Source organism: Paraliobacillus sediminis, from assembly GCF_003426055.1.
On record NZ_QJSI01000002.1, the window covers coordinates 1254229 to 1268598 of the forward strand.

Annotated in this window: 14 protein-coding genes; 2 read left to right on the forward strand and 12 right to left on the reverse strand. The window is 35.3% G+C overall.

Annotation, left to right across the window (positions count from 1 at the left end):
- Nucleotides 1-4 precede the first annotated feature (4 nt).
- The 6 genes from D2K60_RS20980 to D2K60_RS12405 all read right to left on the reverse strand — a co-directional run bounded on the left by D2K60_RS20980 (nt 5) and on the right by D2K60_RS12405 (nt 7747).
- On the reverse strand, nt 5-526 hold the full coding sequence (locus D2K60_RS20980; RefSeq protein WP_240335316.1) for a DUF5412 family protein: 522 nt from the start codon (nt 524-526) through the stop codon (nt 5-7).
- A 325-nt stretch (nt 527-851) separates the two neighbouring features.
- Nucleotides 852-1355: a DinB family protein gene (locus tag D2K60_RS12380; RefSeq protein WP_117170278.1), complete on the reverse strand. Its 504-nt coding sequence runs from the start codon at nt 1353-1355 to the stop codon at nt 852-854.
- 123 nt (nt 1356-1478) lie between these two features.
- Nucleotides 1479-1796 carry a TIGR04104 family putative zinc finger protein gene (locus D2K60_RS21350; RefSeq protein WP_162880779.1) on the reverse strand — a complete coding sequence of 106 codons (318 nt, stop codon included), beginning with the start codon at nt 1794-1796 and terminating at the stop codon, nt 1479-1481.
- Between the two features lie 140 nt (nt 1797-1936).
- Nucleotides 1937-2065, reverse strand: a complete 129-nt coding sequence (locus D2K60_RS21150; protein WP_275896251.1) for a hypothetical protein — start codon at nt 2063-2065, stop codon at nt 1937-1939.
- Between the two features lie 1303 nt (nt 2066-3368).
- Entirely contained in the window at nt 3369-3668 is a 300-nt protein-coding gene (locus tag D2K60_RS12400; protein ID WP_117170282.1) for a hypothetical protein, read from the reverse strand.
- A 308-nt stretch (nt 3669-3976) separates the two neighbouring features.
- Nucleotides 3977-7747 carry an AAA domain-containing protein gene (locus D2K60_RS12405; RefSeq protein WP_117170283.1) on the reverse strand — a complete coding sequence of 1257 codons (3771 nt, stop codon included), beginning with the start codon at nt 7745-7747 and terminating at the stop codon, nt 3977-3979.
- Nucleotides 7748-8067: 320 nt separating this feature from the next.
- On the opposite strand from D2K60_RS12405, the gene D2K60_RS12410 reads away from it, so the two are divergent.
- Entirely contained in the window at nt 8068-8526 is a 459-nt protein-coding gene (locus D2K60_RS12410; RefSeq protein ID WP_117170284.1) for a GNAT family N-acetyltransferase, read from the forward strand.
- A 238-nt stretch (nt 8527-8764) separates the two neighbouring features.
- Here the strand turns inward: D2K60_RS12410 and D2K60_RS12415 are convergent, their stop codons facing one another.
- Nucleotides 8765-9073 (reverse strand): DUF3784 domain-containing protein, encoded by a 309-nt coding sequence (locus tag D2K60_RS12415; protein WP_117170285.1) that lies wholly within the window; start codon nt 9071-9073, stop codon nt 8765-8767.
- Nucleotides 9074-9430: 357 nt separating this feature from the next.
- Between D2K60_RS12415 and D2K60_RS12420 the strand changes: the two genes are divergently transcribed.
- Complete coding sequence (locus tag D2K60_RS12420; RefSeq protein WP_117170286.1) at nt 9431-10333, forward strand: glycine betaine ABC transporter substrate-binding protein; 903 nt, start codon at nt 9431-9433, stop codon at nt 10331-10333.
- Nucleotides 10334-10409: 76 nt separating this feature from the next.
- Here D2K60_RS12420 and D2K60_RS12425 read toward each other — a convergent pair whose 3' ends face one another.
- The 5 genes from D2K60_RS12425 to D2K60_RS12445 form a co-directional block, all read right to left on the reverse strand.
- On the reverse strand, nt 10410-10985 hold the full coding sequence (locus D2K60_RS12425) for a biotin transporter BioY (protein WP_117170287.1): 576 nt from the start codon (nt 10983-10985) through the stop codon (nt 10410-10412).
- Between the two features lie 137 nt (nt 10986-11122).
- Nucleotides 11123-12103: a DUF3231 family protein gene (locus tag D2K60_RS12430; RefSeq protein WP_117170288.1), complete on the reverse strand. Its 981-nt coding sequence runs from the start codon at nt 12101-12103 to the stop codon at nt 11123-11125.
- Nucleotides 12103-13206 carry an NAD(P)/FAD-dependent oxidoreductase gene (locus tag D2K60_RS12435; protein WP_117170289.1) on the reverse strand — a complete coding sequence of 368 codons (1104 nt, stop codon included), beginning with the start codon at nt 13204-13206 and terminating at the stop codon, nt 12103-12105. Before D2K60_RS12435 ends, D2K60_RS12430 begins: the two co-directional genes overlap by 1 nt.
- Nucleotides 13207-13486: 280 nt before the next feature.
- Nucleotides 13487-13825 (reverse strand): DUF1048 domain-containing protein, encoded by a 339-nt coding sequence (locus tag D2K60_RS12440; RefSeq protein WP_117170290.1) that lies wholly within the window; start codon nt 13823-13825, stop codon nt 13487-13489.
- Nucleotides 13826-13839: 14 nt separating this feature from the next.
- A complete protein-coding gene (locus D2K60_RS12445; protein ID WP_117170291.1) occupies nt 13840-14166 on the reverse strand; it encodes a PadR family transcriptional regulator in 327 nt (108 codons plus the stop codon).
- Between the last annotated feature and the right edge of the window lie 204 nt (nt 14167-14370).

Consider the following 14370-nt stretch of genomic DNA (forward strand, 5'->3'; position numbering starts at 1 on the left):
TAGTTTATTTAGGGAAAATTTCACCCTTATATAAATTTAAAGTAAGATTGTTAATGGTCACTATATAGTTACTATTCCATTCAATGTTAACCTGGTGCATATTATTATGTTTATAAATATTCTTTTTAAACCACAGAGGACCATCTATTACTCCCAGTACTGATATAGAGCTGGCGGCTCCTCCATTTACTGTGTAAAAGTCGATTGTATATTTAGAATCGGGTGATTGTGTTGTTTCAATTGGTTCCCTCATAATTGTAGTCACCGCAATTCCCAATAAGAGAAATGCTGAAAGAGAGAATGAAATTAACACCGTCAGCCAACTCCTAACTTTCGCTCTCTTACTCGTTTTGTCTTTGAAACCAACAATTCCTAAAATAAAAGTGCAAACAGTCATTAACCATAGAACAGAAACAGGTGGCGCTATTGACCAAATTTGGTTAATAGATACATATAAAGAATATAAGGAAAGTGCCAAAAGAAATAAGCATAAAAAGAATGAGCCTAAATTATATTTTTTCTCCAAAAAAACATCTCCTCAATATTCTATAATTTTCACTTAAATTTTGTTCTTCTACTAACCTACCAGTTAGCACAACAAGCAATAGGAGCTGCGACATCAATAGCTCCTTGTTCCACTAAAGCAGCCGCTTATTTAACAACTTTTAATTTACTAATCTATTTTACAAACAAATAGTAGATTGCTGCTATAGCTGCTCCGGCAAATAATGAAAAAACAAAAATATTTACAGCAACTTTTTTATTAAAAGTAATTTCTTTAGCCAAGCTCATCACCACTTTTCTTCTAAATATTTTGTTGCCAATAGCGTCATAATAGAAGCTACATGTTATTATGAAACCTTAACTCCTTTTCCTTTCAAAAACGCATCAATTTGCTGTTTATGGTGATTGTCATGCCATTGAAATCCTGCTATATAATTAAAAATGGTATGCGGATAACCTGAATACTTATCGATCTCTTCTCCATTCAGTGTGAACTTTGCAAAAAACTCCTCCTCATCCTTTTTTCTAAGCTCAGATGCAAGCCGAGTTCTTTCTTCCAGTTTTTGTTGAAGTAAGTGCTGTTGTGATACACCAGATAATGCGTATTTTGTTGCTTGCTTATTTAATGTTTCAAAATCAATACTTTCAATGACTGCATTAGTTTTCATTTGTGGTAACGTTTCTTCACGAATGTACCTATCCCAAAATGATAGATGACTAAAAATCTCCGCTATAGACCATTTACCTTCTGCAATTGGTTCAAAGAAAAGACTCTCTTTAATTGCCTTCAATGAACTTACGTAGAGGTTAAAGCTTTCAAAGTCATTAATTAGGTCTTCTGTTGTGTACATTAATATCCCCCATTCGTTTATTACCTTCCTCCTAAACCATACCGATATAGCAGGCTTAGATGCTTATTCTAATGCAACATTAATTATCGCCAATTTGATTCGATTTTTGAATAGAGCTATTTTTTAGTAATCCGATTTATAATTAGTATGGTATTTGGATTTAAATTTAGCAATGAAGGGAAATAAAAATGAAGGAATACCTACTGATATTAAAACTGCCAATAAATAATAAACAAATGATGTATATAAAAACCCTTCTATTAAAAATAGCGTTAATGTAATTATAGCTAGCATCATCAAAAACACGATAACCTTTGAAGAAGTTTCTATAAAATGTTCTGTATCACATTCCTTGCAATTCATACGTTGATTATTTCCGATTGGGGATTTGATAATTTCGCTCCATTTAAATTTGGTTAAGCATTTCTCGCACCTTTGCACAGTAGAACTACCCCCCTCTTTTAAAATCGCATCTTCATCTAACCTGATGCTTTACTTGAATAAGAATATAGGAGTTGTCGAAGCGATAACTCCTTCTTCAAATACCCAATAGCCGAAGAATGGCTATTGGGTATTTGAATTTAATGTTGCAATTTCTGTTTACGATTTTTATATAATCCGAATATACTTTCAATAATAAACAATATACCTAATATTAAATAAAGTGATGACCTTTCCATCTCATTAAAACCTGTAATTGAAGCTGCCATTAAACATAATCCAAAAATCAAAATAATTGAATGAAACACTAATTTAAACCTTCTATATCCATTAACATATTTTCCTGATTTATTACTTACTTCTTCGACTTTAATCAACCCTCTCTAATAATTCTACAATAAAATAGATACAACTGATGAACCAACCTGGTGTGTTAGTTCAATAAGCAATTGCAACCGCGACATTAACTGTAGCTTGTTCCAAAATAGTACCCGCTTGTTGATGTAGCGTTCAGTAATAATTAAAAACTATAATAAACCTTTTTTGCTATCTTTCCGAATATTAAACATACAATAAAAGCATATATACCTGCGAGGATGTTTGTTAAAAAAGGTGGCTGTTTTAAGGTAAGTGTAGCAATTAACGCCATACCTATAATTGTAATCGTAACCCCACTTATTATAGGTATTAAAGTAAGAAACCTTTGCAACATTTAGATAAACACCTCCTAACAAGTTGAAACATCTTAAATATGCTTCTTATTTTTTATTAAGTAATCCTGCTACGTTAATTTAAGTAGAACTGTTCATCTATCTATTTTAACATAAAATGCCAAAAAGAGGATCGTCGTATTTAGCGATCCCTTGTTATCTATCCACCCGTTAGCGTAACAAACTAAATTATTTCATTTTTGTTTAAAAAAACTAAGGCTGCCGAAAAATATAACATTTTACATATAACGGCCAGTTAGTGAAACAAGGTTGCATTCACCTTATTAAAGTAGCGCCCCAGTTTGTTTAATATCGAAAGCGAATAAAATAAATCAAAAAGATCTTACCAGACTACTATTAAGTTCAAAATTGAAGCAATTGCTAATAGAGTAATTAGAACCCCAATCTTTTTTCTGCTTTCATCCACCAATTCTTTTTCAAGTATTTCACCTATTTTAAGTTTCTTTAAATCATTCCATAATTGATAAAATTTTAAAGAAGATAATATTGTAAAAATCAATGATAAAATCGCTAAAAATATAGACCAATCCAATGAAAGCTCATATAGAATAGAAAAATTACTACCTTTGACTTGTAGCGTTCATATTTTATATGAGGTACTATTGTTTTTTCTTTGTTTATATTCAAAGTTAATGCAATTTAAAAATCAGTCGATTTCTACTTAGACTTTACTGTGGCTATAGTTAAACAAGAAGAGCAATTCCATATTCAAGGAAAGCACTCTTTAGTTGCAGTTAGCCTGTTACTTCAACTGTTATAATGCTTATATTATTAAAGTGATAAATCCAATAAGACCAATCAAATTAAAGATAATACCAACATAGATTTTTCACCTGTCTGTTTAACTTCTGTTTCTTTTATTTCTTACCTTTAGCTCTAAAAGTATAGGTGCTATATTTAGTAAGATAGAAACGATTGTCAAGAACCATAATGCCCTTTCCATACCAGGTACTACATCCATTAAAGCTGCCCAATCTTCCACTTCTACCCACATCGATACAAGACTGTATTCTGCACAAAGTGTTAATGCTGTAAATGATAATCCCATCGCCATAGCAAGCTTATAATCCTTTCCTGCTTTATACATATAAAGATTTATAAAAGTTGCTACTATAGCAATAACGCCTAATAATATCCACATATCTATACCTCCTTTAGATCAACATTTCAGTATCTAACAATTCTTCATAACAATATCATACCAAAAAATTTAGAATTCTTGTTCTTATTAACCATAAATATGTAAATGATTGTTCAAAATACATTGGAGGGATTAAGCAATGCAACTATTAAACTCCGAGAAGTCTACAGAGCTGAGAAACAAATTGAAGGATTTTCACCCCACACCTTAAAGGCTTACCGACTGCAAGCGAATCTCTTACGAACAGTGCCTGCCACTGTTCGTAAAAAAAAGGCTGTGCCCATGGACACAACCTTCTTCTGAATTTACTAATCGTTCCTCATTTCTTCTTTCGCTTCTTCCTTCTCAACCATCTGCTTAATTACTTGATCAATCTTCTCGATTTCAGTGACTGGATCTTTCCACCAATTTCTACTCCAGATCCGGTTGATCTTCCAGCCTTTGCTTTCGAGGAAGCGTTGGCGGTATACGTCTCTTTCTTTTGCTGATGGGGCACTGTGATACATGGCACCATCGCATTCTATCCCGATAATGTACTTCTCAGGATATTTTGGATGGACGATTGCTAAATCAATCCGATAGCCCGACATGCCAACTTGGGTATCTACTTTGTATCCTGCCTGTGTTAAGTGGTCATAGACTTCTGTTTCAAAAGGCGAATCAAATGTCAGATCATGATCCTTACGTTTTGTATTCATATCCGCATTAAGGGTAGCAAGAACGGCTTCTGCAGTTTCTCTTTCCAATTTGGAAACTGCTTGAGCGTACTCCATATAACTTTTTAAGAACCGTGGTCCATCATTTTTTGTATTGGAAACATTTAATTCATGTGGCTCAATACTGGAGAAAAGATGAATTTGCTCTTTTGCACGTGTTACTGCAACATTCAATCTGTTTTCGCCACCTTGTTGGCCAAGCGTTCCGAAGCGATTGTAGACACGTCCTTCTGCATTCCTTGCGTAACCTATCGAGAAGATAATCGTATCTCGTTCATCACCTTGGACGTTTTCAATGTTTTTGACAAAGACGCGTTCATCTAAATCTTTGCTCATTATTTGTTGATAAACAGCATTGAATTCCTCATCCGTTTCGGACAACGCATCAATATAATCATTGATTTTATCTTGTTGTTTTGCGTTAAACGTGATGATTCCAACTGTTTTATTAGGAGCTTTAATTAGCTGTTTTTTTAATAAGGAAACGACTTCTTTTGCTTCAATCTCATTACATTGATTGATCCATCTACCGTCAACTTTATGCCACTGAATGGCGGATGGATCTTGTAAATGATCCACATTCGGTGCAATTTGGATATTGCCATTGTAGAAAGCATGATTCGAAAAGTTGATCAGCTCTTCTGATTTCGAACGGTAATGCCATTGCAACATTCTACTTGGGAAAACACGTTTGGATAAGTTCAGTAGACTTTCGGATTCTTCCAATTCATTATCTTCATCATCCTCATCAACCTGAACCACACCTTTAAACAATGTCGATGGTGGCAATTGCATTTCATCCCCAGCAACAATCACTTTCGACCCTCGATAAATCGCTGGAATACCATTTTCAACCGTACATTGCGAAGCTTCATCAAAAATAACTATATCAAACAGGTCTTTTTCTAATGGAAAAATAGCCGATGCCGTCTCTGGTGAGACAAGCCAAACTGGCATCACATCGAGTAATCCGTTTAATGAATACTTTTGTACAAGCTTTCTTACTGGCCAGACCTGTCTCTTTTTACCTGTTTGATGAATGATATCTTTTATCGCCTTTGCATTGTTGTCTCTAACTTCTGACAACGTATGCAGTAAACGATTTTGAAGCACCTTTGCCGAAAGCACTTGCTTTTCTGCTAATAATTCCTTAAAATCTGTCCGTAGTCTTTCAAATTCTTCTGTCCCTACTTTGAGCAACGACCGATGTTTCGTCTCGATTTCATCTAACCAATGCATATAAGTAGATTGTCTTGCGATATCCACCCATTGTTTATTCAATTCATTATGCTTTTCTAAATCTTTGTCTTTTAATTTATTAATAATCGATTGGACAAAAGGCAGGCTATCATCGTAAATTCGATCCATATTTCGTAAATCTTCAAAGTCCTGGATGACATATTCATGTTGCTTTTCCAGTTCAGATAAAGGAATGTCCCCTTTTGCAATCTGGTCTTTATAACGCGCAATTTTTTCATTTGAAAAGTAAGGCGATAATGCGTCCACTCCAGTAGACATCTCTTCTGATATTGCAGAAAGGTCATAGAGTACGCGTAAGCTTTCGCGTAATTTAGGCCACTCTGTGGAAGACAGTCCTTTAAACTTATCACCTTCTAACAATTCCTCTACAATCGTTTTACCAGTTACAGAAGTCCACCACCATAGACGTAATTTTTGCAGTGTCTTCTTTTCACTTGGATTTAAATCTTCGTAGATTTTATCCAACTTATCGCCTATTTCCCAGCTATATTCAGGTGTGATATTTTCTTGTTCAAAATGGTCTAAAAATGCACTACTTTTTCGTGCTTGCTCCATTGCTTTATGCAACACTTCAACGATCGTTTGCCGATCATGAATTCCCAAGTTTGAAAAGGATTTTCTATCTGTGAGTGGATAAGATTCTTTTCCAAATCGTTCGTAATTGCTTCCATATGAAAAAATAGTAGCTAAAACTTCATCAAAATTCTCTTTATTGAGTGCTTTTAAGACATCTCTTAAATTAAGTGAGACTTCTTGTTTGGTTAACGGCTTTCCTAAACCATATAAGTCAAAGGCACGAAAGCCATGTGGCTGTACTTCGTATAAGCCTTTTGCAATAACGTCTAATTCCGCTTCAATTTTTCTGATTTTCTCTGAAATTTGTTCGAATTTCGTTTCTATTTCATCTGAATAAGTGTCCAATGTCAGCCTAGTGTTTATTTTCTTATAAAGACTTTTTCTATCTTTTTGTTCATCGTGTAATAAACTGATAGTAGAAGATAGACCTAACCCGTCCAGACGTTGATATACAACATCAAGTGCAGCTCTCTTCTGACAAACTAATAGGATCTTTTTATTTTCAGAAATTGCATTGGCAATAACATTAACAATTACTTGTGATTTACCAGTGCCCGGCGGTCCATGGATTACTAATCCTTTTGTTTCTTCTAACTTTTCAATAATTTCCTCTTGGGAAGCATCTGTATCTAGGACAAAGAATTTTTCTTTCTCCGCTTTCTTTGTCTTTGTTTTATCTAATGGCTTACCAGGAAGATTGTCTGATTGATAAGAATACGCCGAAGCCTCAATATTGATTAAATCCTCTACTATACCTAAACCAGCATTATCCTCTTCTGCTAGCTGAATGAAATCTTCATAGTCTTTTAAAAGAGCAGAACTCCCTTGTGGAAAGTGCCCTATAATCGCATGATTATCAAGTTGGAATGCACCTTTTTCAAATGAGGGGATTGTATCCACCTTATAATCTTGAAAACTTTCTATTTCAGTCGACTCCGACCATGCAATGTTTAATGCGTAGCCTTTTAGCCACGTTAACCAATCCGAGAAGTTAATCTCTGTTGCCTTCTTCTCAGCATCTTCATACATTTCGTCTGGTACATAAAGATCACTCATCTTTTGCATGGCTAAAAAGACAGAACGATTAAGCATTGGTTCAACACTGTCCACCGGCTCAAGCGTCCACTTCATACCATGTGTTTTAACACGCTCTAATTTAACTGGGTACAAAAATAATGGCGCTCTTATGTAGGTACCATCTAGCATCGAACCACTAATGAAGGGATAACCAATATAAAGATCATAAATACCTGTCTCTTCTTCAATTGATTTTAAATTACGATATAGTGACGTTAGTTTACCTGTTAAAGCTAACGACTCTTCATTATTCACACTTTGTTTGACTAAATCTATTTTAGTTTTCTTCGTAATAATCGCATCTAAGATTGTCTGTGGATCTTGATCAATCTTTGTGATTGTGCTTATATCAAAAGACCATTTATCATATTTCTTCAACATTCTGATTGATCTATTTCTACGACTTAAATCATTTAACTTATCTTTTAAATACAGCATTTTTTCTTTCATTATTTTCATCACCTAAGTTGGAATTATCTACAAAAACTTCTATAATATAGTATTTTAAATTATACCCGACATTATTCTACATTAAAAGACGAAAGCAAAAATCCCCATCTGAAAGGAGATAGGGATTTCAAAATGCAGCTGTTTGCTGAAGAACGTTATTTGATTTTCTTGTTTAGCTAAAATGATTCGTACAAGTAGTGACTTTTCTTACCAAACAATTGCCAATCTATTGGGATAATTACTTTCCCTTGGAAGATATTCTTACATCATTATTGTTAGGGTAAGTTGTATCAATTATATTTAAACGGGAGGTTTTTTTTATGGAAATTAAAATAGATGATTTAACTGGATCTGAAGTGGTTGAATTGGTAATAGAACATCTACATGATATGACTTTAAATACTCCGTCAGAAAGCATCCATGCTTTAAATTTAGAAACGCTAAGACAACCAAATATCACCTTGTGGACCGCTTGGGAAGGCGATGACTTAACCGGAATGGGCGCTCTAAAAGAACTCGACAGCTCTCATGGTGAAATTAAATCATTGAGAACTTCATCCACATATCTGAAAAAGGGGGTTGCTAGAAGAATGCTTCAGCACATCCTTGAGGAAGCCTTGAAACGAGATTATAAAAAATTAAGTTTAGAGACGGGATCGATGGATGCTTTTTACCCAGCAAGAAAACTTTATGCGAATTTTGGGTTTGAATATTGTGATCCTTTTGCAGACTACAAGAAAGATTCAAACAGCGTTTTTATGACTAAGAAACTTGGATAAGTTCTAACACGAACTTGTCCGAGTTTCCTTTATCAGTTTATATTTACTACTACTTTATCTATTGAAGATCTTCTAAACTAACCTAACTGCGTTAGCCACAGGAAGCAACAGTTCTTAACATACCACCTGCTGCATATATACAAACCTCGCTTGATTCAATAAAACTAACGCATCCGTTAATTGAACTGTAACTTTTAAATTACTCCAATATTTATCATTAGATTGATTGATAAATATTCTACTTTTTAAATCTGTTTCCTGTGTTAATGTATACAAGCATAGTTACAACTATGTCAATAAATAGGACAAGACCAATGATAAATAACCAGTTAATTTCATATGCTTCACTAAATACCCAAAACAACATACTAAAGGACAAAGCGAACATCGTTTTCCCCATAAACTTACTGAGGGCAACAGTATCATATTTCTCTTTTTCTTTTGGAAACATTGTATTATAGCCAGTGATTAGAAAGGATCCTTTGCCATTGATTAGAAAAATCCCCATCACAATAAACAACCCAATTACAAACATCATTCCAATCATTTTTATCCCCCCCAGAACTAATTTAAAAATCTAATTCCCTTATTGTAAGTAAACTAGCTTTTTCATAAGTAAATGAATTTAAAAATTTTCATGAATAATTTCACGTATAATATAACATGATATGTACAAGTGACGCTTAATATAGAGAAAAGCGAAGCAAAAGGGACATGCCTCACAGAAATCTCCGTTAAATTACAATTTAACGAACTATATGTACAGAAACATCTAATTCTAACGTTTGAATCATGAACCCAATAAGTATAGCATTACTCTTGCACGCTTAAGATCAACCAGCTGGGTATCGTACCATCAAAAATAGTGGAATAATAGTACATAAGAATGGAGTGAATTTTACATATGATGAACCTTAAATGGAAAAATGTAGGTTTAGTTACTGGTTTATCCTTATCTCTTATTGTTGCAGGATGTGGATCCAATGAGGATAATGCACAATCTGAAAAAAGTGTTAGTGAAGAACTAGAGTATACAATTACCGGTACAGAGCCTGGTGCTGGACAAACTAAAACAAATGAAGAGGTTTTAGATTCATACGAAAACCTCGCTGGGTGGGAACAGGAACTTTCTTCAGCAGGAGCAATGTTAGCAGAATTAAGTGAAGCTATTGATAACGAAGAGCCCATAATCTTTAGTGCATGGTCTCCTCATTACAAGTTTGCCAAGTGGGATCTAAAATATTTAGAGGATCCAAAAGGTATTTTTGGAGATGCAGGAAAGATTAACACTATTGTTAGAAAAGGCCTAAAGGATGAAATGCCTGAAGCTTATACAATTCTTGATCGCATACAATTGGAGCTACCAGATGTAGAAAATGCATTATTAGAAGCTCAGGAAACGGAATTTGAAGAAGTAGCCAAGGATTGGGCAAATACCAATGAAGAAACCGTAGCAGAATGGACCAAAGATATAGATTCTGTGGATGGTAATGCTATCGAAATCGCTCTTTTACCATGGGATGATGCCATTTTTACAGCAAATGTTGCTAAAATCGTATTAGAACAACAAGGATTTGATGTGACACTTACACGACTTGATCCTGCTATAATGTTTGAGGCTATAGCAACTGGAAGTGCTGATGCTTCATTAGCAGTATGGATGCCAGTAACACACGCATATTTATACGAGCAACACGAAGGTGAATTTGATGATTTGGGACCAAACTTAGATGGCGCAAGGACCGGTTTAGCTGTACCATCTTATATGGATATTGATTCTCTTGAAGATTTAGAACCAAAGGAATAATAATGTACCCTTATTCATCTTGCTAACGAAAGAACCCTACCTATTTAATAGGAGGGTTCTTTCGTATTTTCTATTCTTATGCTGCTATTTTGTTTGTCGGTCTAGGGTCAATTAGATTAGCTTGAATTAATCTTTTTCTGACAGTAATTCCGAGCCAACTAGCTAAATATGCCTTGATCAGTCCAACTACAATGAACGGATAAATCCCTGCCACTAGCGCTTGATTCCAAGTCAAATCCAATATAAATTTCAGCTGAATCGCACCAAATATAAGCGTAATAATCATTCCAACGGTGTTGGCCACCAAAGCCATTGTTATAGTATGTTTTGTTTTTTCTAAAATAAAGCCTGTTACAAATGCTGCGACTATAAAGCCGAATATGTATCCACCGGTTGGACCAATTAATACTTGTAATCCACCTTTAAATCCAGCAAAAACCGGTAAACCTACTGCCCCTAATAAAGCATAACAAGTCATTGCAATCGCACCGTACCTACTACCAATAATCGTTGCCGTTAACCCTACTGCCAATGTTTGGCCACTAATAGGTACAATTGGTAGTGGAACCTCAATTTGTGCCAATACCGCTGTTACAGCTGCAAAAATACCACATAAAATAATTCCTCTTAGTTTTGATTTACTCGTAGTCAAAAGATGATCCCCCTATATGTTTACTATTGTTAACCTAAAAAAACAAAGGTTAACAATAGTAGGTTACCATATTTTTTTGTACAAGGATAGTCTTTTTTATTAGCTAACACGTAAAAATAGCAAGACTTTTAAAGTCATCATTTAGCTCCTGGCACCTTTTCCAACCATTCTTTTTTGATAAGTAATCGCGTGATTTTTTCGGAAAAAGCGCCGGCTTTAGCAAATTGTGCGGAATACGTTGTAACTAAATCATGTTTCATTGCAGCACCAAGAGAAAAGCCATATTGGGACAATAAGGAACCAAATAATCCTGCTACATGCGTTACCATAATTCGATCGGATAACACGCTTTTCTTCGTGTCAGTTATTTCTGCTGATAAACTAGGGGCAATTGGTAATGCATCTTTCTCTAACAATTCACCCAATGCATGATATTGTTTTTTTGCTACTGTTACCCCATTTTGAAATATTTCTGCGATTTCCTCAGAGTCAGCAGTCTGGGTAAAGCCTCTACACATTGTTTCTATGATCATGAGGAGATCCATGATTTGATATAGGTTAGCAAGCTCCATACTATTCAATGGACGATTATCTCCATGCCATCCATTTAAATAAGCGGATTTTTGAATATACTCCGGAGAAGTCGGCGCTGGTAATGTCGGTGTTCTCCAATATAACCCTTTGTTAAGAAGCATATCCACTACTCGCTCATGTAGTTGAATAGTAGAAATCACACAATTACTATGATATTTACGAATATCTACTCTTGTTGCTGAAGCTAACGATCTAGAGTGAAATTCAAGACCTAGACGGGTACCATTATGCAAATAGTACAGCAAAAATCGATCTGAAAACAAAGTTGGCGCGCTTTCATCAATATCCGTTTCTGAAAAGCCAATAGCGTTCGGATACCCATCGTTATTGAGTAATCTTTTCCGTTCAATAAGGATTTCATTTGCACTCTCTAACGCATATGTATATAAATCCTTCATTTCTTCATCCTGTGCTTGCGCACGAAATAATATTAAATACCACTTTGACATTTCATTAATAGAATAACCCGTCCATAGATAGCCAAGTTCAGCGGCGGTAAGAGGCATTTCTTTTGGGCTTCTCATTATCTGGTCCCTTCTTTTTTCATTTTTATATAGGGTCGAAGTAAATAGCTTGCGACTTTTAGTGGGTTAATGCGTGTCGTGTGGAACAACTTTTCGCCCCAGTTACCTTGGAGCGAGTGGATAATTCGGTCCAAACCTTTATTAGATAATTGCTCCATCGACCTTCTTAAAACAATTGAATCTTGATAGCTCTGACGAAGTGGTTTCATTAACTCCTGATATTTGCCTAAACCGCACAAATCATAGGCTGCATAAACTCCACTCAGTATAGAGGCATACTGTCCAAAGCCCATAAAAGGCATCATCGTTCCGAAACAATTCCCAACAAAAAAAGTATTTCCTATTCGTTCTGAGTTGCAAATCCCCATTGGATAACGGGTAATTTGGTACTGATCGGTTATTGGTAGTTCTTGTTTCAACTGCGTACGTACTTTTTCGTAAAAAAGACTCCATAGATTATTAATGTTTACATCCGCATTTTCAGGCAAGTCTGGGATGGCTATCGAGATATTTGCTTTTTTTTCTGAAAGTGGGATAAGATAGCAGTACCCGAAAGGTGCTAGGTCGTAATCAATCCATGTCATTACACTATAACGGTCAAAAGTCCCTTCAACTGTCGCACCTTTTATCGAAACGGTTAAATCTTCTTTGAAATTTCGTGTCTTCTTTACATAATCTCCGTCTCCAGTTGCCATGACCACATGTGAATGTTCATGAAGCAATTGTTCATATGTTTGTTCTGAATTAAAATGAATCGCTGATTTAGTTTGTTGTTCTAGCTGTTTTTCAAATGAATCCTCTTCCCTACCACGAATATTCGTAAAACCTAACTGTCCTTCTATAATTGTCATTTCATTTTTCGAAAAAATCTCCATCTTCTGGATGTTCGAAGTGGGCTTAAGAAAAATTCCATATTCCTCTGACAATGATGCAATAGAATCATGAACTGGTCTTGAGAAAATAGACAGCAGAACTTCTCCGTTAACAAAACGATCTCCAACTTTACTACGTTTTTCATATATTGTTGGCGTAACACCATTTTTTTCAAGCGTGATCGCACATGCTAAACCAGAGAGGCCAGCCCCCATAATAGCAATATCCATTTCAGAACACACCCCCACATATTTTGTATACTAAAAGCCTTCCCTGTGGAAATTAATACATACACTATAATGAGGAAGCAGGGTGAGGAAGCAGGGGACGGTTCTTTGCTTCCTTTTTAAAATTTCACCATATATCACCTTCCAAAAAATTGAGTAATAAAAAAGGAGCACAAGTGGATTATTGTGCTCTTAACTGTATTGCCTATAGACGTAAATCTTGACTCATTAACTCTTCTCCAAACCCAGTCAATACTTTTTAGTCATTGCTACTATTTCGTCGTTAGTCACGACCAATCGTCTCATTTAACTTTTCACGATATTTATCTCTCCACGTTTCTGAATCCTTCACAAGTTCGTCGCAAAAATCAGCCACATCCTCACCTGTAAGGTCAGTGACTTTCTTGCCTTCTGCAGCCCCATGTTCGAAAAGTTCGAGAATGCCACCAAAGATACGTTTGATTTCCTTCCAGTCTGTAGGACTATCAGTGGTCCACATATATTTTTGAATAGCTTTGTAAGCGTTGTGGTACTCACTTGGAAGTGCCTTCGCACGGGCCTCCATCGCTTTCCATTCCCGCTTGTCATCCATACTTCCGATAATTTTTTCAAAAATACTCATATTCATTCTCCTTTTTACTTTATTTTAGTTTTGAGTTCGTTAATTTTGCTTGAAACGAATTCCCACTTCTTCCAAAAGGTTTCAAGATGCTCTTGACCCGCTTCGTTGAGTGTGTAAAATTTTCTTGGTGGTCCCTTAGTGGATGCTTTTTTCTCGATATCTACCAGTTCGTTTTTCTCAAGCCGCATCGTAATCGTATAAACTGTACCTTCAACCACATCAGTGAAGCCAAGGTCTCGCAGCTGTTGCGTTATTTCATAGCCATACGTTTCACCACGGCTGATTATTTCAAGCACACAACCCTCAAGAACCCCTTTCAGCATTTCTGTGATATATTCCAAACTCATCACCCCATTTGTAATTAACTATATTTTTTAATACGCTTTAACTAGGGTATTTAGTATTACTTACTACCAGTATATAGTATAACAAAGTAGTGTCAAATGTCAATCGCATATAAACAAACAAAAAAACACCCTGAAAGGATGCTATTACCCTGTTCCTCGAACAAGTCATGTATGATTATAGAATACTAAATCTCATTC